The sequence below is a fragment of the Komagataeibacter sp. FNDCF1 genome (assembly GCF_021295335.1).
Classification (GTDB): Bacteria; Pseudomonadota; Alphaproteobacteria; order Acetobacterales; family Acetobacteraceae; genus Komagataeibacter.
Genome location: NZ_JAIWOT010000001.1, coordinates 2,038,997 through 2,063,140, shown reverse-complemented (window position 1 = coordinate 2,063,140; position 24,144 = coordinate 2,038,997). Strand labels below are relative to the sequence as shown.

Below are 24,144 nucleotides of genomic sequence, written 5' to 3'. Positions count from 1 at the left end.
TGTATCGTGTCACCCGGCCGGCCAGTTCAGCGCGGCGTGCCGATTTTGTGGGGGGCGACCATCAGTTCGCGGCCCCTGAGCATGCCGTCCCAGTACAGGACCGGCATCACCCATTCCTTGAGAAACCATGCAAAATGGGTGGGCTTGCGGCCATCCAGCAGCCATGTGGGCAGGGTCGGGTCCAGCTTGCCGCCATAGGCGAATTCGGCCAGCACGATCCGCCCGCGCTCCACCGTGAGCGGGCAGGCGCCATAACCGTCATAGTCGGCCACCATCGGCCTGTGGTCCAGCGTGGCCAGCACGTTGACCGCAACAACCGGGGCCTGCACACGCACGGCCGCCGCCGTTTTGGCGTTAGACGTGCCAGCCACGTCGCCCAGCGAAAAGACGTTTTCATACTTCGTATGGCGCAGCGTGGCGGGATCAACCGATACCCAGCCGCCTTCACCCGCCAGCGGGCTGTTGCGGATCACTTCGGGCGCGCACTGGGGCGGGACGACATGCAGCATGTCGAATTCCGTCTCGGTGGTGGTCTTGCCGCCATCTTCCGCCACGTTCTCGAATGTGGCGATACGGTTCCTGCCGTCCACCTTCTTCAGGTTGGATTTCAGGCACAGGTCAATGTGGTAGCGATGGATGTATTCCATCAGCGGCGGCACGAATTCCTTCACCCCGAACAGCCCCGGTGTCGCGGTATGGAAGGAGACGTTGATGTTGTCGGCCAGCCCCCGCCTGCGCCATGCGTCACAGGCCAGGTACATCGCCTTCTGTGGCGCGCCCGCGCATTTGATGGGCATGGGCGGCTGGGTGAATACCGCGTTGCCGCGCCCCAGTGTCTGTACAAGCTGCCAGGTATAGGGGGCCAGGTCGTAGCGGTAGTTGGAGGTCACGCCATTGCGGCCCAGCGTCTCGCTCAGGCCCTCGATCCCGTCCCAGTTCAGGCTCAAGCCGGTGGCCACGACCAGCACGTTGTAGCGGATGGAGGAACCGTTTGACAGATGCACGAGACTGGCTTCGGGCTCGAACCCGATGGCCGCCGCCTGCACCCAGTCGGCACCGGGGGGGATCAGCCGCTTTTCCGACCGCCGTGTCCGGGACTGCTTGAACACCCCGCCACCGACCAGTGTCCAGCCCGGCTGGTAGAAATGCGAGGTGGACGGCTCGATGATCGCAACCGTGATGCCGCCCCGCCGCCTGAGGATGCTGGCGGCGGTGGACAGGCCCGCGGCCCCCCCGCCAACCACGACAACATCATAGGTCAGTCCCCGTACGGCACTGGCCAGACCGGGGGCGGATGGGGCGGTGTCTGTCATGAAGGTTCTCCGTAAGCAGAATGGAAAAACGCAGGGTAAAACAGGGTGGCGGCAGCGACTGTCAGGAACTGCTGACCGGTATTTTGATGTAGCTTACACCATTGTCTTCCGGTTCGGGCAGATGGCCGGCCCGCATGTTGACCTGCACGGACGGCATGATCAGGTTCGGCAGTGACAGCGTGGCATCGCGCCGGGTGCGCATCGTCACGAACGTATCTTCATCCACGCCGTCATGAACGTGGACATTGTGGCGGCGTTCCGCGCCGATTGTGGTTTCCCACGCGTATTCGTCCCGCCCCGGCGCCTTGTAGTCGTGGCACAGGAAGACCCGCGTCTCGTCCGGCAGGGACAGGAGCCTGCGGATCGAATGGTACAGCGTGCGTGCGTCCCCACCGGGAAAATCGGCCCGCGCCGTGCCGTAATCGGGCATGAACAGGGTATCACCGATAAAGGCGGCATCCCCGATGACGTAGGCCATGTCCGCCGGTGTGTGACCCGGTACATGCAGGGCGATGACGGGCAGGGAACCGAGCATGAAGGTCTCGCCATCATGGAAAAGACGGTCGAACTGCGACCCGTCGCGCGCAAAGCGCGTGCCGGCGTTGAACAGCTTGCCGAAAATGTCCTGCACGCGCAGGATGTCGGCACCGATGGCAAGCTGCCCGCTCAGCCGTTCCTGCAGCCAGGGGGCCGCGGAAAGGTGGTCGGCATGGACGTGGGTCTCGAGCAGCCACGCCACTTTCAGTTTTCCTGTGGTAACGCAGTCAACGACTTCCTGCGCCATGGCGTGGTCGATCCGGCCGGATGCGGGGTCGTAATCCATCACGCTGTCCACGACCGCGCAGGCCATCGTGGCCGGGTCATGCACGACATGGGTGGCGGTGAAGGTGGGATTGTCGAAAAACGTCCTGACAACCGGTACCGTGCCGGCTGCGCGGCATGTTGCGATCTGGCGCGTGGCGGCCTGGATGACAGGATCCTGCATGGAATGTTTTCCATAGTTTATGAATTACATAATACATGTATGTTATGAGACCGCTTGCGTCAAGGCGCGTCAGATGCAAAAGGCAGGGTATGAGTACTGAGGGCAGCATACCTGCAGTCGGCGGCGTGACGGGAACCCGCCCGCTGCGTATTGGCGACGTGGCGCCGGACTTCATGGCCCGCACCACGAAGGGAGAGATGCGCCTGTCGGATTTCCGCGGGCGCTGGCTTCTGTTTTTTTCCCATCCGGCGGATTTCACGCCCGTCTGCACCAGTGAGTTCATGGCGCTGGCCAGGGCGATGGACCGTTTTGAAAAGCTGGACTGCGCGCTGCTGGGCCTGTCGGTCGACAGCCTGTACGCGCATCTGGCATGGCTGGAAACGATACAGGAACGCTTTGGCGTCGAGATTCCCTTCCCGCTGGTGGAGGACCCCTCCATGGCGGTATGCCGCGCCTATGGCATGCTCGACCAGACCGCGTATAACAGCGCCACCGTGCGCGCAAGCTACGTGATCGACCCGGCGGGGGTGATCCGTGCGCTTGTATGGTACCCCATGTCGGTCGGTCGCTCGGTGGAGGAACTGCTCCGCCTGGTCGAGGCCCTGCGCCGCAGTGACGGCAATGCCGTCATGACACCGGAGGGCTGGACCCCGGGCTGTGACGTGGTCAGGCCCGTGCCCACCACGCAGGCCGCCGTGCGCCGGGCCAAGGGGCCTTGCTGGTTCTATGACACCATGCCTGATACCGACCGGTCGCGTTAATGCCATGCCGGGCCGCGGGGGGAGCAGCCATGCCCGACCATGATCGCAGGCCGGGCAATGGCCATGGCATGCGGGCGCGGCCCATGGTGGATGCGGACATGCAGTCCGCCGGTTTCCGCCAGGCGCGGCTGGCGCGCAAGACGGCACTGGTCGAGGATTACGTCGAACTGATCGATGACCTGCTCAATGACGGGCAGGAAGCACGCCAGGTGGATATAGCGGCAAGGCTTGGCGTCTCCCAGCCCACCGTGGCCAAGATGCTGGTGCGGCTGGAAGCGGAAGGCCTGGTCACGCGCCGCCGCTATCGTGGCATCTTCCTGACCGGGGCCGGGTACGACATGGCGCGTGAAAGCCGGGAGCGCCATCGTGTGGTCGAGCAGTTCCTGCGCGCGCTGGGCGTGAGCGAGGCCAGCGCGCGCATTGATGCCGAAGGCATGGAGCACTACGTGGGCAAGGAAACGCTGGCGGCGCTGCGCCATGCGCTTGATGCGGGGCTGGGCGCCTTCATGGCGGCGGCCCGGCGCCGCCGCGACTGATCACCCGGCAGGGATGATTGCGGGAAACGGCCGGAAAGCCCCCCGGAAAGGAACGCCATGACCCGACGTGCCGGCTCTGCCGACCTGCCGCTTCATACCGGGCGCGTGCCCGCCTGGCTGGGCCAGCGCATGTCCCGCCTGGGGGCCGTGATCGCGCAGGCGGTCATCCATCATTACGGGCGGGACGAATTCCTGCGCCGGCTGGCCCATCCCTTCTGGTTCCAGTCCTTTGGCGCGGTCATGGGCATGGACTGGCATTCATCGGGCATGACCACCAGCGTGATCGGGGCGCTCAAGCGCGGTCTGGCGCCGTTATCGGGTGAACTGGGTCTGTATGTCTGCGGTGGGCGTGGCCGCCATTCCCGCCGTACGCCCGATGAACTGCTGGCGGTAGGGGACGTGACCGGACTTGATGCCGTGCCGCTGGTGGCCAGCAGCCGGATGGTGGCGAAAGTGGACAGTGCCGCCGTGCAGGATGGATTCGACCTGTACCTGCATGGCTTCGTGGTGGCGGCGGATGGTAAATGGACGGTCATCCAGCAGGGCATGCATACCGGCCAGCGCATGGCGCGGCGCTATCACTGGCTGTCCGAGGGGCTGGAGAGTTTTGTGGAAGCCCCGCATGCGGCCATTGATGGCCGCGCGGCGGGCAGCGCGATCATGAACCTGACCGACCGGCGCGCTGCCGCTTCGCGCAGCGGGCAGATGGACCTGCTGCACGCCATGGGGCCGGACCGGCTGGTTCATGAAGTCATGCGCATCGAGGACAGGCTGCCACCACCCCCGGCGCAGGGGGAACTGCCGCACCTGTCCCTGCCCGCTCACCATGACGTGCGTCCGGCGGATGTGAACATGCGCCGCCTGCATGGTGCGCTGGCGGCGGCGAGCGAGGCGGGGCCGCGTGACTTCGCGGGGCTGCTGCGGGTGCCCGGCGTGGGGGCACGGACCGTGCGTGCGCTGGCACTGGTGGCGGAGGTGGTGCATGGCGCGCCCTGCCGCTTTTCCGACCCGGCGCGCTTCTCACTCGCCCATGGGGGCAAGGACCGGCATCCCTATCCCGTGCCGGTGGCGGTATATGACCGCACGCTGTCGGTCATGAAGGCGGCGGTAACGGCCGCGAAGCTGGGGCGGGAGGAACGGCTTGACGCCATCCGCAGGCTGGATGGCGCGGCAAGGCGGCTGGAGCGTGATGCCACCGGCCCTTCCTTTTCCGCCATCATGGCGGAGGAATACGGCCGCTCGCATGAATATGGCGGCCGGTCGGTATCCGGCCATGAACCCCCGCCGCCGCGGCGGGTTTCAGAAGGGCAGGGGGATCGGGTCATGCGCCATGACGGCCAGCCACAGGACCAGCAGGGACACGAAGGTAAGACGTCCCGCCAGGCGGGATAGGGGTGCGTGTGTCATGCAGGCATGATACGGGGCGAAATGCGGCAGAACTGCGGACCATCCCGCCATGCATGTACAGGGGTATCACCCATTCATGACAACACCCGTTAACGGCCCCGCCACCCCGGCGGCACAACCGGCGGATCACCCGCAGCAGACGGACGGCATGGACGTCAATGCCGCCGCCCTGCAGCGCTACCGGCATCGCCCGCTTGCCTTCATCGGGCATTACGTGCGGCTGCATGCCCGGTGGCATGCCATCATCACCGGTGCGATCACGGTGGCGGTGGCGTGCAACGTGGGCATGTCCGCCATCATCCGCCACCTTGTCAACGGCATGACGGAGGGCAGCCAGGGCATGGGGGCGGTGTGGGTGTCCATCATCCTGTTCTGCCTGACCATCGTGTGTGACAACGCGGCGTGGCGTGTGGCGGGATGGATGGCATCGGGCGTGTTCGTGCGCGTGGGCAGCGATGTGCGCCAGGACCTGTTCCGCTACCTTACGGGGCATGCCGCCACCTATTTTGCCGACCGGCTTTCCGGCGCGCTGGCGGCCCGGGTTTCGGCCGCCGCCAGCGCGGTGGTGGCGCTGGAGAACATGGCGGCGTGGAACCTGCTGCCTTCCGCGCTGAACATGCTGCTGGCCATCGCGACGCTGGGCACGGTCAGCCCGCTCATGGTCGTGGTGCTGGTGGGCATGACCATGCTGCTGGGGCTTGGCATATACCGGCTGGCAGGAAAGGGGCAGGGGCTGCACCTGGCCTACGCCGCGGAAGCGGCGGAGGTGGATGGCGAGATGCTGGATGTCATGCAGAACCTGCCGCTGGTGCGTGCCTATGGCATGATCGGCGCCGAGCATGGGCGCATGCGCGCGCGCATTGGCGGCGAGACCGCGCTGCATACCCGTTCGCTGCGGTATATGGAAAAGCTGCGCATGATCCATTCCGTCGTCACGGCCATCATGACCACGGGACTGCTGCTGTGGGCGGTGCTGCTGTGGCGGTGGCACAGGGCCAGCACAGGTGACGTGGTGATGGTGACCACGCTGGGCTTCCTGATCCTGAACTGCACGCGCGACCTCGCCTTTTCCATGGTGGAGGCGATGAAGCACGTCACCCGGCTGGATGAGACGCTGGGCCACCTGCTGGTGGCGCATGAACGCAGCGGCGTGGCCGAGACGGTGCGCCTGCACCCCAACCGTTGCCGGGGGCATGTCAGGCTGCGCGACGTGACGTTCGCCTATCCCGGCGGCAGGCCGGTTCTGTCGCATTTTGACCTGGATGTTCCGGCGGGCAGCCGGATCGGGCTGGTGGGTGTTTCGGGTTCGGGCAAGAGCACGGTGCTGGCCCTGCTGCAGCGCCAGCGCTTCGTGCAGGAAGGCGCGGTGGAGATTGACGGCATCAACATCCTTGAACTGGATGAGGCCAGCCTGCGCGCCAGCATGGCGGTGGTGCCGCAGGATGTGTACCTGCTGCGCCGCTCGGTGCTGGAAAACATCCGCTATGGTTGCCCCGATGCAACGGATGCGGCGGTACGGGCGGCGGCCGAGGCTGCGGGCTGCATGGGCTTCATCGCCGCCATGCCGCGCGGATTCGACACCGTGGTGGGAGAGCGTGGGGTCATGCTGTCCGGCGGCCAGCGCCAGCGCCTGGCCATTGCGCGGGCCTTCCTGCGCAATGCCCCGATCCTGATCCTGGATGAGGCGACCAGCGCGCTGGACGGGGAGAGCGAGCGCCATGTGCATGCTGCCCTGGAGCGGCTGATGGTGGGGCGCACCGTGATCGCGGTGGCGCACCGGCTTTCCACCCTGCGTGGCTTTGACCGGATCGTGGTGATGGAGCACGGCCATATTGCCCAGCAGGGTAGCATGGCGGAACTGGAGCGCGTGCCCGGCCCCTATCGCGACCGGCTTCTGGCCGTGGGGCTGGCCTGACCGGACTGCCCGGGTCCCGTCAGGGTCGGGGCTGCGCGTTTGTCTGCGGTGCGGATGGGGCCGGTGTGATCAGGGAATGACTGGCCGCCGTGCCGGGTGGCGGCGGTGGGGTGTCGACCATGCGGGCGATGGCGGTGCGGGTACTGAGTATGCCGCGCGTGGCCTGGCCCCGGTCATTGGCCGTGTCCTGCTGCGGGGTCAGGAACAGCATATCCTGCGGGAAAGCCAGCAGCACGCGCCTGCGACGCAGGAAGTTCATGCCCAGGATGCTGTAGCTGGTCTTTTCCACATTCACGTCCAGCGACAGGTCCTGCCATGCCCCCAGCGCCACATGGTCGAAATGATGGCGTCGGCCATTGAGGATCTTCCCCGCATTGGTGCGCACATGCATGTCGTCATGCAGGATGGCATTGGTCAGGCCCAGCGTTTTCGCATCCCGCCGCGACAGTGAGGACATGTCCGCCCCCGGCTCGATTTCCATCCGTACCGCCTGTTCGCCCACCCGCAGGGCAACGCCGGTCATGCGCCCCGTCGCATCGGGCAGGAGCGGCACGCCCATGCTGTCCGGCCCCAGCCATTCGGCCTGTGGCGGGCAGCCGGCGGCATCGCTTGGCACGAACAGGACCATGCGCCGGGCCTGGAAATCCAGCAGCACGTCATAATTGCTCAGCAAGTCGTAACCGATCACGCCCAGCACGGGCTGGGTATCGATATGGGGCAGGCCAATGCCGATCAGCAGGGCGGGTACGTCCTGCGCCGCGCCATTGCTCAGCTTCAGGCTGTGCAGCACGGTGGTGTACGTGGTGTCCGTGCCTGCGATGGTCTGGATGTTGATGATGGATTCAATGGGAAAATCCAGTTCCGTCGCGGCATAGACCCCCACCCGGTCCTGCGTGACGCTCAGATAGGCGAGGCCCGTAGTGTCGTTGAACGTGGCGGGCACCAGCGGGCTGCCGCTGTTGGTCAGCAGCGGCGCCGTGATCACATGGCTCAGGCAGGCGGCGGGCAGGCCGTACAGCATGGCGGGAGGCTGGACCGGCGGGGCGACCGTGGCCCGTGCCCGCGGGGCCGCATGGGCCAGGGGGCTGGCGCAGGCCCATGCCAGCAGCGCCAGCATGCCCGCGCGCAGGCGGTAAGTCCCGCCCCGCTCAGTCCGGCTGGTCGGACAGGTATTCCGCCCGGACGGCGTTTGCATCCTGGGGGGATTCGGTATGGTCAAAGCGGGTATAGTCAACGGTGATCCGCCCATCCGGCCCGGCGTTTATGATGTCAACAAAACGGTGATTATACAGCATCCGGTCAAATCCGTAAGCCGAACGTGCGAAGACGGTCTGGCCGGATGCTTCATCCGTGCCGGTCAGGCTGACGATGATTTCAGCCTCCTGCGCCGACAGGTCGGCTTCCGTCAGGCCATGGAGGGGACTCTGTGTGTTGATGACATGCGTGGGCGTGCAGGCAAAGCGCAGCACGGGCACGTGGGACTGCTGGAGCGGCAACGGATCGAACTGCCGTACCACCCGGCCCGATGGCATGTGGATCAGGCGGGCCAGCGCGAATTCCACATCAACCGACAGGATCGGGCTGCGCCTGCAGTTGGCAATGCGGATATCAAGGTGCATCTGCCCGTTTTCGGCCAGGACAAGGGCCTTGTTGCTGAACATGACCCGCGCGCGCGGGCGGGAGAAGCGGGCAAAGATCAGCCCGGTGGCCAGGGCATTGATCATCATGCCGCCCAGTACCTCCACCGTTGCGATCAGGTTGGCGGTGCGGCTGACCGGGACCATGCCGCCATAGCCGACGGTGGACAGTGTCTGCACGCTGAAAAAGAAAAAATCGGCAAAGCTGCCGGGCTGCGCACCCCTGACCCCGCCGCCATCGCACATGTAGAGCAGGGCGAAGATCAGGTTCACCACGACATAGACCAGCAGGGAACCCCAGAAGAACGTGCTCCATGGCGCGGTCAGCGCATGATGGTAGAAATCCGACCAGATACGGTCCACCTGGCCCACGCGCACGACCCGGTCATGGCCACTGTCCTCCAGCCGGTGGGAGCGGGACTGCGGCGACTCCATGCCGCCCCTGCCGGGTGGCCGGGTGGTGGGGGGTAGTCCGGCGCTATCTGCCATGACGTCATCCTGCCTGCGCGTGGCGTGTCGGGTCAGCACCGGACGGGCTGACAAGGTTTGTAATATTACATCGCATGTCAGCGGGCAACGCCAGTTCTGTCTGGACAGGGCAGGGTCACGCACTGTTCTCATACCGGTGCAGGCCCCGGCAGGAGATGAGCCCATGGATGAACCCCCCGTGACAGACCACACCCCCATGCAACTGGAACAGATGGCCCGCGATCTCGAAGGCAGCGGGCGCTACCGGGTCCTGCGCCCGCTGGAGCCACGCATGCTGGCCCAGTATCCCCCCGCCAGTGACGCGCCGGGTGGCAGCGCCACGCGGCTTGGCATGTTCCTTGATCTCGAGACAACGGGACTGAGTGCGGCAAAGGACGAGATCATCGAATTCGGCATCGTGCCGTTCGTCTACACATTGCAGGGCGAGATTCTGGGCAGTCTGGAGCCCTTCAGCCGTCTGCGTGAACCATCATGCCCCATCCCGCTGCAGATCACCGCCCTGACCGGCATCACGCCCGCCATGGTGGCGGGGCAGCGTGTCACGGCGGAGGAAGTGGCACAGTTCGTCGCGCCCGCGTCCCTTATTATCGCACATAATGCAGATTTTGACCGGAAGTTTGCTGAAAGCTTCAGCCCCGTCTTCACCACCAAACCGTGGGCCTGTTCCATGAAGGATGTGGACTGGGCGGCGGAGGGATACGAAGGGCGCAAGCTGTCCTATCTGGGCATGCAGGCGGGCTTCTGGTTTGACGGGCATCGCGCGGTGGATGACTGCCACGCGGGCATTGCCATCCTGGATCGGGTGCTGCCGGTTTCCGGGCGTCCGGCGCTGGGGGTGCTTCTGGAAAATGCACGCAAGATCCGCTGCCGGATCTGGGCCGAGAATGCGCCCTATGAATACAAGGACATGCTGCGCCAGCGTGGCTACCGCTGGAATGACGGTACGGATGGCAACCCGCGCGCATGGTCCCTCTCGCTGGCCGAAAGCGCGGTGGAGGCGGAACTGGCCTTCCTGGCGGCCGAGGTCTACGGCCGTCCGGTGGAACTGCCCGTGACCCGGATCACCCCGTGGGACCGTTTTTCCACCCGTTGCTAGGCCCTGTCGGTAACTGGAATTCTTCCTGCGTCCCGAATGCGGGAAGAAAGCGGCGCGACAGGCATGCCCACGGATGCAGCAGGGACGATGTATCAGCCCCTGACTGAAGCACTCCGCCGTCTTGGCAATGGATCACGTTGCGCAGGACCGGAGGAACAGGGCATATGATTCAAGATGAAAGCTGGCGAAAAAGGTCTGCCTTCACGCCCGAAGCGGGTGCCCCGGATCTAGCGCATGAATTCATCACCCAGATAGGATGGTGGCCCGCCATCCAAGCCTTCGGCTTCGAATCCATCATCATACGGACCCGAATAATAGCCCATGCCGTAACTGTGCTCGTTCCAGTCATTATTGGCGATCATCGGGCCATCGGGGCCTGACAGTTGCGGCCCCGTCGGGCCGGTGCAGGCGGCCAGGGGTACTGCCAGCACCATAAGCAGCGGCGCAATCTGCCGACGCGCGCGCCGGACGGGCAGGGTTGTTGTGTCTGTCATGGGTGGGGTCCTGTCATGGGCTGGCGGGCGGCTGCCCGGTCGTGCCCTGCCCGGTCTGGAACTGGGTCTGGGGCTGGGTCTGGCCGGGCAGCGGGCCGGTCACCTGCCTGCCACGATGCCAGACCTGCAGCAGCCGGTCGAATGCGTGCGGATCGGCCACCGGGTCCCCCTGCACCACCACCAGATCCGCCAGTTGCCCCGGTGCGATCGTGCCCCGGTCGGACAGTTGCATGAGACGGGCCGCATCACCCGTTGCCAGTGTTATGGCCTGCAGCGGTGTCAGCCCCGCCATGATGGACAGGCGCAGTTCCCGATGTTCGGCAAAGCCGGGAATCCGGGTGGGTGTCGCCCCCGAATCCGTGCCAAAGCCAATGGCGATGCCTGCATGGTACAGCGTGATCAGGTTACGCATGTTCAGTGCCAGCGCCTTGCGTGATGCCGCGGTGAGCGGGGCGGCCAGTATTTTCCGCCGCCACGCCGGATCGGCAAACTGCTGGCGCAGCGCAGGCGACAGCCCGTAGGAGAAGAACGGATCCTCCAGCCATTCGGGGTGTTCGGCAAAGATGTAATTGGCTTCATCCAGGTCCAGTGTCGCGATGTAGCCCGTGCGCTGCTGGGTCATGGCGCTGATCAGCGCGGCATCAACCGGTCGGTCACGCACGCCATGGGCCAGGATATCCACCCCCCCCGCCACAAGGGCACGTGCATCGGCCAGATCGTGAATATGGGCAGCGACCCGCTTGCCGCGCAGATGCGCCTGCGCAATGGCGGCACGGTAGATTTCGGGCCGCATCTTGGGCAGCGGATGCGCACCCGGCACGCCATTGCGGAAGTCATCCACCCACAGCTTGATCAGGTCGGTGCCCTCATCGGCCATCCTGTTGACCGCCGCCCGCGCCTCGTCAGGGGTGGTGGGGCGGAAGACCTGATCCGCGCCGAGATGGAACATGTTCTCCGGCGGCACGCCATCAGGCGCGCCGATGCCCTGATCCACGCCATACAGGTCGGCGCCGGGGTTGAGCCCGGCATGCTGCTCGCGCCGGAGGTCATCGAACAGCGGCGAACGGTTGAGGCCGAGCGCCGTAATGGTCAGCACGCCATAATGTTCGTACTGCGCCAGCGCCGCCAGGATATTGGCGCGGGTGTAGTTGACTTCGCCATTGCTGGTGCCGCTGACCTGCCCCACATGGCTGTGGTCCGAGACAAGGCCCGGCATGATCGTCTGCCCGCCCAGTTCGATCACGCGCGCATGGGCAGGCACGTGCAGCGCATGGCCGGTGGCGGTGATATGGTCACCCTGAATGATGATGTCGGTATCAGGCCGGACAGCTCCGCCCGTGCCGTCAATCACGCTGGCATGGCGCAGCATGACCGGCGTGGCGGTGCCGGTATGGGGCGTGCGGGCATGGGCTGCCACGGGACTGGCCAGCAGGCCGGTCACAAGGGCGATCAGGGCAGGGCGGCAGGGGGGCATGGTGGGAAACTCCATCCGGCTGGGACCGGCAGCCAGTGTTGACCGTGCGCGCTACCCGCGTCCAGTCACGTCTGTGCCGGTGGCGCGGGAAGGGTGTCAGCCCGGCAGGCGTTTCGCGCCACCCTCCAGCAGGTCGGCAAAGGCATCCGCCACGTCGCCGCTTTCGGGAAAACAGACCAGCACGTCATCGCTTTCTTCCTTGGATTCGCGTGCGGGGGTGATCACGCTGTCCCAGTCCTTTGCCAGTGATGTGACGGTGCCGATCTCAGGATCCACGAACTGCCACGACCCGCCATTGGCCGTTGAGCCCATGACGGTCGTCAGCAGGAATACCGCCGCCTGCGCGGGCCGTGGCGTGGGCACACGGCGGAACTGGTAGATCGTGCCGGATTTTCCGAACAGCGTGAATGAAGTCCATGGTTCCATGAGTCCGTTCCTCCTCGGGTGGTCGCGCAGTATGCCATGATCCGGGGTGGAAAGGGGATGGTGGCCGCCCGCTCGCCTGCCATGCGGACAGGGGCGGCAGGCATGGCCATGGCATGGACGGGCGGCATCGTATCAAATGTAATGCAGGGTCTATATTTTGGAGTGGTTGAAATTCACGAGAGATGTTCTGTCCACGGAAAAATTTTAAAGAATATTTAAATTCAGTAGTTTCAAAAAAGACATGATTTTCATCCACGACCGCGGTTTTACAGGATACCCTGCATGGCTGACATATCCCTGCTGCGCGAACTGGTACGACCGGGTTCAGCATTGCCCGACCAGCTGGCGCGTCGTTACGCGACCGCCCGGCCCTTCCCGCACCTGGTCATGGATAACCTGTTCACGGCCGAACTGCTGGAAAACGCGCTGCGGGAATTTGATCTGTCAGCCCTGAATGACGTGAATGTTTTCCGGGACCGGATGCAGGCCAAGCAGTCCACCAGCATGGCCACCGCCCTGCCGCCTGCCGTGCAGCGGTTTTTCGATATCGTGCATGGTGCCCCCTTCCTGCGGCTGGTGACACGGCTGACCGGCATAACCGGGCTGGTGCCTGATCCCTATCTGTATGGCGGTGGCATGCATGAAGTCGGGGGGCAGGGACAGTTTCAGGTGCATCTCGATTTCAGCCACCATCCTGTCACCAATCTGGAAAACCGGCTGGCCCTGCTTACCTATCTCAATGCCGGCTGGGACCATGCGGATGGTGGCGGCCTGGAACTGTGGCATGACGCACCCCGGCGGCGGGCCGTGGAAATCCGGCCGCTCTTTGCCCGTACGGTGCTGATGGAACAGTCGGCCCGGGCATGGCATGGTCATCCGCAGCCTGTGCAGCCCGGACGTGTGCGCCGGGCGCTGATCGCCTATTTCTATACCGCCCCCCGGCCCGAGACGCGTGACCGCAGCAAAACGACCCTGTACCTGCCCAACAGCAGGCAGTCCGTTGCGCAACGGCTGGAAGCGGTCCTGCGTCGGCTGGCGCCACCCCTGATCATGGATGCCGCCCGCGCACGGCGGCGTGCGCGGCGTAAGGCGCAAGGGGGCGGGCAGCAGGCATAATCCGTGCCCGCCATGGCCCGTGGTGGGTAAGGCGGGATTCCGGCATGCCCCATGACAGGATGGTTGCATGCCGCAATGCGGGGCAGGTCATGACATGATTCCGGCCTGCCCGCAGGGGCCGTGCAGCTCCGGCAGAATAGCGGCGGCCGCACCATGTGGTGTACCCGCCGGCCGGGAATGAAAACGCGGAAGGCCGTGGCACACCTTCCGCGGGAACCGGGTCATCGGCCCGGACGGGTTCCGATATTACCGCGCAGGGTCGTTGCCTGGTATTCCGTACGGAACAGGCCACGGCGCTGCAGTTCGGGCACCACAGCGCGGGCAAATGCCTCATGGCTGGAGGGTGACGTTACGGGATCAATTACGAACCCGTCACAGCACCCGGCGGTGAACAGTTCCTCCAGCCGGTCCGCAACGGTTGTGGGGGAGCCCACGATCTGTGCAGGAAGCGACTTTTTTGCCGCTTCCATGAACTGCGTCTTGGCGGTTTTCTGCAATTCGGACACTTCCTCGATAATCGCATGCATGCCCTGGGAGCCTGCTTCCGATCCTGCCTTGCCCGAAAGTTTCGTGACATCCACGCCAGCCGATGCGGACAGGTGCGCCGCGTTCAGTTCCCCGACAACAAGCCCGTTGATGTAATCGGCCTTTTCACGCGCGATGGAATCCGTCTCGCCGATAATGCAGGTGGCCAGCATGGCAACCGCGCAGTCCGTGGGGCGTCGTCCTGCCGCAACGACTTTTTCCTTCAGCGTATTGTAGCTGGCAATGGCCTTTTCCATCGGTGCATGGAATGTAAAGACCAGTTCGGCCCAGCGTGCGGCAAATTCGGTCCCGCGCGGGGAGGAGCCCGCCTGCATGAGAACCGGATGCCCCTGTGCGCTGCGCGGAATGGTGATCGGCCCACGCGTGCGCAGGAAACGGCCTTCGTAATTGGCGTAATGAACCTTGTCCGGATCACCGAAGATGCCGTGTTCCTTGTCAAGGATCCACGCATCCTCATCCCAGCTTTTCCACAGCTTCATGCAGGCTTCGACAACCTCGTCGGCCTGGTCATAGCGCAGTTCCTTGTCCGGCAGGCTGTCCAGGCCGTAATTGCGGGCCTCAAGCTCGGTGGCTGATGTCACGATGTTCCATGCCACGCGCCCGCCACTCATCACATCCAGCGACTGGAGCGAACGGGCCAGGTGATAGGGTGGCAGCAGCGTGGTGGAAAGCGTGGCCCCAAGGCCGATGTTGCGTGTTGCCGCGGCCATGACGGGCAGGACCGTCATCGGGTCGAGGTAGCTGATCTGGCCACCATAGCGGACATAGGCATCGTAGCCACCGGCGTGGATGTCATACAGACCCTGCAGATCGGCGAAAAAACACCCGTCAAAACAGGCATCTTCCAGAGTACGTGCGATGCTTTCGTAACGGGAGGGTTTGAGAATGTCCCCCAGTGTCGCCTCCGGGTGGCGCCAGCCCGCCGGGTGCAGCGCGGTCGGCCCGGTCTTGAGATAGGCAAACAGGTTCATTTTTCTGGACATGATGGATCTTCCGTACGGCAGATATCAGGAAAGGGAGAGAAACGCGCGGCGGAAATAGGTCAGGCCTTCATCCTCCTCGGAAGATGACGCATGCACCTCACAGAACAGGACGGTATGCGTGCCGATATCGGCCGTCTTGACAATGGTGCAGTCCAGGGATGCCAGGCATCCCTCGATCGCGGGCGCACCGCCACGCAGCCTGTGTGTTGGAAGGTTCTGGAATTTTTCTTTCATGTCCCCTTTTGACGAGGCAAACCGCATGGCGATTTCCTGCTGGCGTGAACCGAGAACATTGATGCAGATCTCACGATTTTCCATCAGCGCGGCATAACTCCGGCTGGAACGGTTTACGCAGACAAGCATGGTCGGCGGCGTATCCGTCACGGAACAGGCTGCGGAGACAGTAAGACCCGCCAGTCCGGCCGGTCCGTCTGTTGTCACCACGCAGACCGGACTGGGTAAACGCGACATCAATTCACGAAAGTCGGTCTGATCGATCACCGAATACTTCTCCTTTGCTGCCATGATATCGACCGTTACGATATCGATTCACAAATAATGTATACACGATAAATGGGCGAAACATACGACAAAATGCGTTCTGGATGCGGCTGCGGACCATCTTTGTGTCTGTCAGTCACGTTTGGGGCCGGTCGCCCGCGTTCCAGCCTCCGCAACCCGTCATCAGACATGGCGGAGTGACCGGAAATCATGAATTTGATGGGCGTAAGCGCCCATTGAGCATGAACAGCATCCCCGCCGTGACCGGGGCCGCAATCAGCCAGCCCAGATTGATTCCGTGCATGAACGCAACCAGCGGTCCTGTGTAATACGCATTGGATGTGAAAGGAATTTGCACAACAACACCAACAAGATAGGCAAGACAGACCCGCAGATCAAAAGGAGTATCCGCTACGGCGGCGCCCGGGTCCGCCCGGCTGGTGCGGAGGAAATAGAACATGCACAGGTTGACCGTCACCCACGGCACGAGAACAATCAGAAGCGACAGCACGATATTCAGAAATACCGGCACAACGCTCTGCGGATAAAGTGTCACGACCATCAGGCTTCCCAGAAGGATAATGGCCGAAAAGCACAGGCGTGCCGTCCTGCCCGGTCGCCAGGAAAGGAAAAGGGTCTGGATTGCGGTAATAAGGGTAAGAACCGCGCCATACACGTTCAGTGCGTTATGACTGACAATATTGAGTACGAACAGTACCATCAGAAACAGCCCGAGTGGTCGTGCAAGTCCCGCAATGGCTGAAAGCGGGTCGATGACGCCGGGCATCGTTGCCGCAATCAGTACCCCGAAGATGAAGCTGAGCGACGCGCCCCCGGCCGCCCCGGCCGCACTGGCCAGGAATGGCCCCCTGAAGCCGACATCTGGCGGCAGGTAGCGGGAATAGTCGGATGTGTAGCAGGAATAGGAGATGTTCCAGACGCAGGTGGTCGAAAACAGCAGCATCCAGCTTATGAAACCTGATGCCTGCACCGGTGCTGTAGCGGCCTGCGGCCCGCTGGCCACAAGCACGAAAACAAACCCCGCGGCAAGGGCGGCCGCCATGAACCAGAAGCCGACCCGGTTGATGAGATGAATGGTGCTGTATCCCATCGCACCGATCCCGACGGCGGCAAGCCCGGCAAGAATGGCCCCCAGCGCCGGTGAAATCCCGCCATACAGACCATGGAGCGCGGCACCGGCCAGTGCCGTATTGGATGTAAAGAAGCCAAGATAGAGCAGGGCGGAAACCAGAACGATCAGCAGGGATCCATAACGCCCGAACTGCGCGCGGGCCTGGACCATCTGCGGCAGGCCGGTCTGTGGCCCCTGCGCCGAGCAGGCCCCCAGAACCAGCCCCCCCGTGAAATGCCCCGCCACGATTGTCACGATCACCACCCATAATGGCAGATGCACGCTCCGGTAGAGCGTGGCCCCGGTAACGATGGGGAGCGGTGCGATATTGGTGGTGAACCACAGCGTGAACAGGTCCCGCACATGGCCATGACGCTGGCCACGCGGTACGAAGGAAGTGCTGTTCGCTTCAACAGAAAAGCGTGGCGTCTCGTCAGTCATGAATGCCTTTGCCGATGGAAGGCGGAGTGTTGTAGTGTGAACACTATATTCCGGATGTGCAATGTCTCTTTCCCCGGAAATTTTCGAAAAAAGTCATCCACAGACATCATTGATCAGCTCGCCAGATCGGCGGGATGATCTTCGCGGCCTTTCCTTACGGACTGCAATATCATTGCTATCGTTTTCACCTGGCTCTGATCCTGAACAAATCACTTCAGATGGCAGGTGCCTTTCCTGCAATCAGGAAGCCCACCATGATGGCAAAGTGGAAATTAGGGCAGATCCAGTTTGAATGGATACATTCAAACTGGTGAAGATGCTCGATAAACAATGAGTTGGAGCAATTCCACTGAGCCAGAGTTCAGTGGAATTGCTCTGGCGTTGTATTCAGGCGCAGAATGCTTTCAGGCGTGGTCATGGCCGGTTTCATGACAGGCGTTGGATATTTCCGATGGTTGCCTGATGCGCATGGCATTGAATACTGCATCCGTTGTCATGCAGGAAAGCCCGCAGCACAATGTATAAAGAAGGAACAGACGTACTTCGCATGGCCAGATCATGTCATCGTATGAAGGGAACGCAATACCCGGCAGTATTCCACACCTGTCACCTGCACGTCAGGACATCAAGATGGGGACGGGGCTGTATGGTTGCGGGAAAGGCCGCATGGAAGCCATGCAGGCAGCCCTGTCACGTCCCGGTCAACTGACAGATCGGGGAAGGCTGGAGGTGTATCACGAAACCGGTCAGGAACGATCCTGCCCCGTTTTTCACTGGGCCAACGCCAAGACAGAGAGGCTGGGGCGAATGTTTTGCGGATACGTTTGCCGTCTACCATCTTTTAGGCCTGGTGCTGGCCGGGGCCACGATACCACACACCTTTGGGCGGCGCTCTGCTCGTGGCGGGGCCGGTATTCGTCTTCTATGATTCGCTCATGAGAATCCCTGACATCACTGAGCCATCCCTGAGTGACGGAAACCCGTCTGGTTCAGGATTGGCTCAAAGTCCAACAGACTGGAAATCAGGAAAGTGCCTGTAATCAGCCAAGATCCGCAGTAAACTGCGGTAAAGTAGCTGGCGTCCCGTACGGGATTCGAACCCGTGTTGCCGCCGTGAAAGGGCGGTGTCCTAGGCCTCTAGACGAACGGGACTAAAGGCGTGAGGGGTAACTATCCCGACATGGGGGGGCGGTCAAGCCCTATGTATAAAAAATATTGAAATTATTGGGCGATCGCCACGTCACGGATGAAGAAGGTGGCCGATGTCTGGCCATTCCAGCTTTCGGCACGCAGCCAGCCCGCCAGATGCAGGGGGGGCGCATCGCGATCTTCCAGTACGGCGGCCAGCGGGCTTTCATTGGCACGGAAAACCAGGGCCTTCAGCCGTGGGCCACGGCCTTCGCCTTCCAGCGTCAGGCGCAGGGTATTGCCCTCCCGCCCGATGCGCTGGGCATGGGCCACGCGTACACGTGGCAGTGCGATCAGGGGTTCATCATTACCCGCCCCGAACGGAGCCAGCCGGTTCATGTCGCCTGCCAGTGCCACGGTGGCGGCAGCGACATTCACGACCGCGTCGATGGTCAGGTCCACGGCATCTGGCAGATCGGCGGCGGTCGCGAGGTGATGGTCAAGGAATGCCTGCAGGGCCGGTATCCCCCCGGCGGGCAGTCCGAATCCCGCCGCCATGGCATGCCCCCCGCCCGAGGACAGCAGCCCTGCCTGCCGCGCGGCAATAATGGCCCCGCCAAGGTCCTGCCCCGGTACCGAACGGGCGGAGCCCTTTACGCTGCCATCTTCCAGTTCCGCGCCGACCAGCACGGGACGGTTGAATTTTTCCTTTATGCGTCCGGCCACGATTCCCACCACGCCGGGGTGCCAGTCACGCCCGCTCAGCACCAGTACGGCATGGCCCTGCGCGCGCTGGGCGGCGGCCAGTTCCATCGCACGGTCCAGGATGCCGGCTTCGACGCCCTGCCGGTTGTGGTTGACGGAATTGAGGCGTTCGGCCAGCACGCGGGCCTCGGCCGGGTCGGTGCACAGCAGCAGGCGCAGCCCCAGCCCCGAATCCGCAATGCGGCCACCCGCGTTGATGCGTGGCCCCACCGCGAACCCGCAGGTAAAGGCGGAAAACGGATCGCGCGCGCCCGCGACTTCCAGCAGCGCCGCCAGCCCCACGCGCTGGCGTCCTGTCATGACCTTCAGCCCCTGGGTCACAAAAGCCCGGTTCAGTCCGTGCAGCGGCATTACGTCGCATACGGTGGCCAGCGCCACCAGATCGAGACAGTCCAGCAACCGGGGCTGGGGGCGGGTATCGAACCATCCCGCTTCCCGCAGGGTGCGGCGGGTGGCGATAATGGTCATGAACGTGACGGCCGCGGCACACAGCCCATGCAGGCGGGACGGGCAGTCTGGCCGGTTGGGATTGACCGTGGCCACGATCTTTGGCAGCGGCCCCTGTACCTGGTGGTGGTCAAGGACAATCACATCACTGCGCCTGCTTGCATGCTCCAGCACCTCGACCGCCGCCGTGCCGCAGTCCAGGCACACGATCAGGCTGGCGCCTGCGTCCTGCATGGCCTCAATGGCGGGAATGTTGGGGCCGTAGCCTTCCGTCATGCGGTCGGGAATGTGGGTCAGTACCGTGCAGCCCGCATCCTGCAGGAAGGTGGCCAGAAGGGCGGTGGAACACGCGCCATCCACGTCGTAATCGCCAAACAGCCCCACGGTCTCGCCGCTGCCTATCGCGGCGGCAAGGCGGGTGGCGGCGGTGTCCATGTCCACCAGGGTGGACGGATTGGGCATGAGGTCATTGAGGGTGGGGGTAAGGTAGGTGCCGACCTGTTCGGGGGCGACGCCACGCAGGGCAAGCATGCGGCCCACGATTTCGGGCAGGCCGGCCTGCTGGGCAATGGCCATGCCCATGCGGTCGGTATGGCTGGCCTGCGCGCCCGCGCGCCAGTGCCACTGGCGGCCCGTGACACTGCGTGTCACGCCCAGCACGACGGGAACCTGTCCCTCCTCCCCGGACAGCATGGCGGAAGGGGAGGACAGCAGGTCGGCAGCGGACATGGAATGAATCCTTGGTTTGTATGGTCACCCGACAAGATGGGACGGATGGCCCGAAAAACCACCCGCCACCATCATTCAGCCTGCATCGATGCGGATCAGGGCCGGTTCATCCAGCACGGCTTCCAGTTCGGCAATATGGTGCAGGGCGTGCTGCATGGCCGCTTCGTTGGTCTCATGCGTCAGCAGCACCAGTGGCACGGCATGCGTGCCATCGGGGCGGATATCATGCGCGTCGGCATGCTGGAGCATGCTGCGCAGCGACACGCCGTTATCACGCAGTACCGCCGTGATATCGGCAATCACGCCCGGGCGGTCGCATACATTCAGCCGCAGGTAGTACTCGCCCATGAATTCCCGGGCGGGCAGGGCTACCGCCTGTGTCAGGCTGTCGGCATCGCAGCCCCATACCGGAATGGCGGCGCCACGGGCAATATCGATCAGATCGGCACAGACGGCGGTGGCGGTGGGGCCTTCGCCAGCGCCCCGGCCTTCCAGCATCAGGCGCCCCACGAAGGCCCCTTCCGCCACCACGGCGTTGAATACGCCATTGACCTGCGCGATGGGGGCATCCTGCGGCACAAGGCAGGGATGCACGCGTGCCTCGATCCCGTTTTCATGCTGGCGGGCGAGACCCAGCAGCTTGATGCAGTAGCCCATCTTGCGCGCGAACTGCAGGTCGAGCGCGCCGATGCGCCGGATGCCCTCGATATAGAGGGAGGCGAACACCACCGGCCGCCCGAAGGCAAGACCCGCCAGGATGGCAAGCTTGTGGGCAGTATCGATTCCATCCACGTCGGTCGAGGGATCGGCCTCGGCATAGCCCAGCTTCTGGGCGTCGGACAGGATTTCGGCAAAGTCACGCCCGGTCTCGTGCATGACGCTGAGAATGTAGTTGCACGTCCCGTTCAGGATGCCGCCGATCTTGAGGATACGGTCAGCGGCCAGCCCTTCACGCACGGTCTTGATGGCGGGAATGCCACCGGCCACGGCGGCCTCGAACATCAGTGGCACGCCTGCCTGCTGCGCCGTGCAGGCCAGTTCCGCGCCGTGGATGGCGATCAGCGCCTTGTTGGCGGTCACGACCGGCCTGCGGTTTTCCAGCGCCTGGCTGACGGTCAGCCGCGCCGGGCCTTCCGCGCCCCCGATCAGTTCGGCCACCACGTCCACATCGGGGTGGGTGGCCAGTTCCTCCGGCGTGTCGCACCACGCCACGCCGGACAGGTCGATTCCACGGTCGCGCGTGCGGTCGCGCGCGCTGACGGCGGTCACGACCAGTTCGCGGCCCGCGCGGGCGCGGATCAGGGCTGCGTTTTCACGCAGCAGCCTGACAACGCCGGCGCCAACCGTGCCAAGCCCCGCAATGCCGATACGCAGGGGCCTGGATTCACACGTGGAGGGGATGGATGTCATTTCTTTTCCGTCAACCGATTGGGCAGTCATGAATGGGCGGGCTGTTCATCAGGCAGGGGGGCTGCCTGCTGCGTGGTGGGGGCAACGCCGCCATGTTCCGCCATGAAATGGCGGATGGAGCGGGTGGCCTGGCGCAGGCGCTGGGTGTTTTCCACCAGTCCGATCCGCACGAATCCTTCGCCATGTTCGCCAAAGCCCAGACCGGGGGCCACGGCAACCCCGGCCTTTTCCAGCAGCAGCTTGGAGAAGCCGACACTGCCCAGTTCACGGAACCGCCCGGGAATCGGCGCCCAGGCGAACATCGAGCCCTCGGGCGAGGGCACGTCCCACCCCGCCGCGTGCAGGCCCTGGATCAGCACGTCGCGGCGCTTGCGGTAGGTATCGCGGATTTCGGCAGCGCAGTCCTGCGGGCCGCTGAGTGCCGCGACGGCGGCAACCTGGATGGGCGTGAACGCGCCATAATCCAGATAGGACTTGATGCGCGTAAGCGCCGCGATCAGCTTCGGGTTGCCCGCGGCAAACCCCATGCGCCAGCCCGCCATGGAATAGGTCTTGGACAGGGACGTGAACTCCACCGCAATGTCCTTCGCCCCTGGCACGGCCAGGATCGAGGGGGGGACGTTGCTGCCAAAATAGATCTCGGCATAGGCCAGGTCGGACAGGATCCAGATTTCATGCTTGCGGGCAAAGGCCACCAGCTTGCGGTAGAAATCGATATCGGCCAGGTACGCCGTGGGGTTGGAGGGGAAGTTGACGATCAGGGCCGTGGGCTTGGGTACCGAATGGCGCACCGCACGTTCCAGCGCCTCCAGCATTTCATCATCGGGTGTGGCCGGGATGGAGCGCACGGACGCACCGGCAATGATGAAACCGAACTGATGGATCGGATAGGACGGGTTGGGCACCAGAATCGTGTCACCGGGGCTGGTGATGGCGGAGGCAAGGTTGGCCAGCCCTTCCTTGGAGCCAAGGGTGGCGATCACTTCCGTCTCGGGGTCGAGCTTCACATTGAAGCGGCGTTCGTAATATCCCGCCAGCGCCCGCCGCAGGCCGGGAATGCCACGGCTGACGGAATAACGGTGCGTGCGCGGGTCGGACACCGTCTCGACCAGCTTCTGCACGATATGGGGCGGGGTGGGGGTGTCGGGGTTGCCCATGCCCAGGTCGATGATATCCTCCCCCCGCGCTCGGGCCTGGGCCTTGGCCTTGTTGACTTCGGCGAAGACATAGGGCGGCAGGCGGCGGATACGGTGGAATTCTTCGGTCATGGGATGCTCTGTTGAGGGCGCGCGACACGCGGCGCCGGGTTGGGATCAGGCCGGGCCCACCCCCATGGCGGGCTCCGGTCACGCTACTCTAGCGCACGATGGCCAATCTTGCACCATTGCCAAAGGCATGGGCTCGCACGGTGATGCGACTGGCCGGCACGCCACGGGCCAGAAGCAGGCGCGTCAGGGTGCGCGCGCGCAGTATGGCCAGGTTCAGCGCCGCCGTCTGCCCTTCTGCCGTGGCGGTCGCGGCATTGCCATAGCCGTTCACGATCACGAACCTGTTGCCACGCTGCTGCACGATGCTGCCCACCACGTCTTCCTCCCCCGGTTCGATCTGGTCCGAGCCGGACAGGAAGCGGACAGGCTCCCCGTCATCGGGGGAGGCGAGATGATAGGCCGGCAGGTCCATGCCGTCGCGCGCGGCGTTGTCGGGCAGGCTGATTCCACCCACGCTGGGCAGTTCGGGCGGGGCCGCGGCAATCGGGGGCAGGTTGGCAGGCACCGCTTCGGGATGGTCGGGCAGCGTGGTGGTGATTTCGGGCATGAGCAGCTTCCCGCTGCTGTCACGCGCGGGTTCGGGCTGGGTGGACATGCCGCGTTCGCCACGGGGGGTGGCGTTGCCGCCATGCGTGGGGGCGCCGCTACTGGTGCCCGCATCCGTGCCATCGGCCGCCTGCAGGGACGCGGACTGGCTGTTTGCCAGCGGATGGGTGGGAACGGGCGGGATGTCCGCGATCGTGGGCATGGTGCCCATGATCGCGTCCTGACGCTGGTTGAATTCGCGCTGGGCCTCGAGGTCGGTGGTAATGTCCTCACGCAGGTCGGGCGAGGGGAGTGATGGCAGCCTGTTCGGTCCGAGCCCGATCTTGGGATAGGGCTGGTGCGTACCCGGCGGCGGTGGCCGCTGCTGGCCGATCACGCCGCCCTGGTACCGGTGGTACCAGTCCGACAGGGCATCGACCGTATCCTGGTGGTGTGCGCAGCCCGCCGTGCCCGTGGCCAGCAGCGCAAGGAATACGGCCCGCAGGGGGGCGACGCATCCGGTTGGCGGAAAAAAAAATCTTCCGGGACTTGGCGATGGTGCCCGCTTTCCCAATCTCTAGCTCCCATGGCCCGTTTTGGCCTGCACACGACATAACGCG

The 24,144-nt window shown here is 64.1% G+C and carries 20 protein-coding genes and 1 tRNA gene; 6 read left to right on the top strand and 15 right to left on the bottom strand.

From position 1 onward, the window contains the following. Positions 1-26 precede the first annotated feature (26 nt). Both LDL32_RS09780 and LDL32_RS09775 read right to left on the bottom strand, forming a co-directional pair. The gene (locus LDL32_RS09780; protein WP_233066360.1) at positions 27-1,313 is read right to left on the bottom strand and encodes an FAD/NAD(P)-binding oxidoreductase; all 1,287 of its coding nucleotides are present in this window, start codon (positions 1,311-1,313) and stop codon (positions 27-29) included. Between the two features lie 61 nt (positions 1,314-1,374). Continuing rightward, a complete protein-coding gene (locus tag LDL32_RS09775) occupies positions 1,375-2,298 on the bottom strand; it encodes an MBL fold metallo-hydrolase (protein WP_233066357.1) in 924 nt (307 codons plus the stop codon). A gap of 89 nt (positions 2,299-2,387) precedes the next feature. Between LDL32_RS09775 and LDL32_RS09770 the strand changes: the two genes are divergently transcribed. The 4 genes from LDL32_RS09770 to LDL32_RS09755 all read left to right on the top strand — a co-directional run bounded on the left by LDL32_RS09770 (position 2,388) and on the right by LDL32_RS09755 (position 6,917). Beyond that, positions 2,388-3,059: a peroxiredoxin gene (locus LDL32_RS09770; RefSeq protein ID WP_233066354.1), complete on the top strand. Its 672-nt coding sequence runs from the start codon at positions 2,388-2,390 to the stop codon at positions 3,057-3,059. A gap of 83 nt (positions 3,060-3,142) precedes the next feature. After that, positions 3,143-3,595, top strand: coding sequence for a manganese-binding transcriptional regulator MntR (gene mntR, locus LDL32_RS09765; RefSeq protein ID WP_255673908.1), 453 nt, complete (start codon positions 3,143-3,145; stop codon positions 3,593-3,595). A gap of 57 nt (positions 3,596-3,652) precedes the next feature. After that, positions 3,653-4,987: a DUF763 domain-containing protein gene (locus LDL32_RS09760; protein WP_233066352.1), complete on the top strand. Its 1,335-nt coding sequence runs from the start codon at positions 3,653-3,655 to the stop codon at positions 4,985-4,987. Positions 4,988-5,078: 91 nt separating this feature from the next. Then, positions 5,079-6,917: an ABC transporter ATP-binding protein gene (locus tag LDL32_RS09755; RefSeq protein WP_370636677.1), complete on the top strand. Its 1,839-nt coding sequence runs from the start codon at positions 5,079-5,081 to the stop codon at positions 6,915-6,917. 19 nt (positions 6,918-6,936) lie between these two features. Here LDL32_RS09755 and LDL32_RS09750 read toward each other — a convergent pair whose 3' ends face one another. Together LDL32_RS09750 and LDL32_RS09745 are read right to left on the bottom strand one after the other, a co-directional pair. Next, the gene (locus LDL32_RS09750) at positions 6,937-8,112 is read right to left on the bottom strand and encodes a retropepsin-like aspartic protease (RefSeq protein WP_233066348.1); all 1,176 of its coding nucleotides are present in this window, start codon (positions 8,110-8,112) and stop codon (positions 6,937-6,939) included. After that, a complete protein-coding gene (locus LDL32_RS09745; protein ID WP_233068808.1) occupies positions 8,066-8,989 on the bottom strand; it encodes an ion channel in 924 nt (307 codons plus the stop codon). Before LDL32_RS09745 ends, LDL32_RS09750 begins: the two co-directional genes overlap by 47 nt. 217 nt (positions 8,990-9,206) lie before the next feature. Between LDL32_RS09745 and LDL32_RS09740 the strand changes: the two genes are divergently transcribed. Continuing rightward, a complete protein-coding gene (locus tag LDL32_RS09740) occupies positions 9,207-10,139 on the top strand; it encodes a 3'-5' exonuclease (RefSeq protein WP_233066345.1) in 933 nt (310 codons plus the stop codon). Positions 10,140-10,366: 227 nt separating this feature from the next. Here the strand turns inward: LDL32_RS09740 and LDL32_RS09735 are convergent, their stop codons facing one another. From LDL32_RS09735 to LDL32_RS09725, 3 genes are all read right to left on the bottom strand, one after another. Continuing rightward, positions 10,367-10,633, bottom strand: a complete 267-nt coding sequence (locus LDL32_RS09735; protein ID WP_233066344.1) for a hypothetical protein — start codon at positions 10,631-10,633, stop codon at positions 10,367-10,369. A gap of 13 nt (positions 10,634-10,646) precedes the next feature. Further along, entirely contained in the window at positions 10,647-12,107 is a 1,461-nt protein-coding gene (locus tag LDL32_RS09730) for an amidohydrolase family protein (protein ID WP_233066342.1), read from the bottom strand. A 96-nt stretch (positions 12,108-12,203) separates the two neighbouring features. Then, the gene (locus LDL32_RS09725; RefSeq protein WP_233066339.1) at positions 12,204-12,533 is read right to left on the bottom strand and encodes a hypothetical protein; all 330 of its coding nucleotides are present in this window, start codon (positions 12,531-12,533) and stop codon (positions 12,204-12,206) included. A 282-nt stretch (positions 12,534-12,815) separates the two neighbouring features. Here LDL32_RS09725 and LDL32_RS09720 point away from each other — a divergent pair, with 282 nt between their 5' ends. Further along, positions 12,816-13,649, top strand: coding sequence for a 2OG-Fe(II) oxygenase (locus LDL32_RS09720; RefSeq protein ID WP_233066337.1), 834 nt, complete (start codon positions 12,816-12,818; stop codon positions 13,647-13,649). A gap of 221 nt (positions 13,650-13,870) precedes the next feature. Here LDL32_RS09720 and LDL32_RS09715 read toward each other — a convergent pair whose 3' ends face one another. From LDL32_RS09715 to LDL32_RS09680, 8 genes are all read right to left on the bottom strand, one after another. Continuing rightward, positions 13,871-15,178 (bottom strand): NtaA/DmoA family FMN-dependent monooxygenase, encoded by a 1,308-nt coding sequence (locus tag LDL32_RS09715; RefSeq protein WP_233066335.1) that lies wholly within the window; start codon positions 15,176-15,178, stop codon positions 13,871-13,873. Positions 15,179-15,202: 24 nt separating this feature from the next. Further along, entirely contained in the window at positions 15,203-15,679 is a 477-nt protein-coding gene (locus tag LDL32_RS09710) for a flavin reductase family protein (protein WP_233066333.1), read from the bottom strand. A 208-nt stretch (positions 15,680-15,887) separates the two neighbouring features. Further along, positions 15,888-17,252 (bottom strand): cytosine permease, encoded by a 1,365-nt coding sequence (locus LDL32_RS09705; protein WP_233066330.1) that lies wholly within the window; start codon positions 17,250-17,252, stop codon positions 15,888-15,890. Positions 17,253-18,328: 1,076 nt separating this feature from the next. Next, positions 18,329-18,404: transfer RNA gene (locus LDL32_RS09700), tRNA-Glu, on the bottom strand. Positions 18,405-18,473: 69 nt separating this feature from the next. Then, complete coding sequence (gene recJ, locus LDL32_RS09695) at positions 18,474-20,321, bottom strand: single-stranded-DNA-specific exonuclease RecJ (RefSeq protein ID WP_233066327.1); 1,848 nt, start codon at positions 20,319-20,321, stop codon at positions 18,474-18,476. 75 nt (positions 20,322-20,396) lie between these two features. Further along, positions 20,397-21,731 carry a homoserine dehydrogenase gene (locus LDL32_RS09690; protein WP_233066324.1) on the bottom strand — a complete coding sequence of 445 codons (1,335 nt, stop codon included), beginning with the start codon at positions 21,729-21,731 and terminating at the stop codon, positions 20,397-20,399. 26 nt (positions 21,732-21,757) lie between these two features. Further along, complete coding sequence (locus tag LDL32_RS09685; RefSeq protein WP_233066321.1) at positions 21,758-22,999, bottom strand: LL-diaminopimelate aminotransferase; 1,242 nt, start codon at positions 22,997-22,999, stop codon at positions 21,758-21,760. Positions 23,000-23,087: 88 nt separating this feature from the next. After that, the gene (locus LDL32_RS09680; RefSeq protein ID WP_233066318.1) at positions 23,088-24,098 is read right to left on the bottom strand and encodes an OmpA family protein; all 1,011 of its coding nucleotides are present in this window, start codon (positions 24,096-24,098) and stop codon (positions 23,088-23,090) included. Positions 24,099-24,144: the final 46 nt, after the last annotated feature.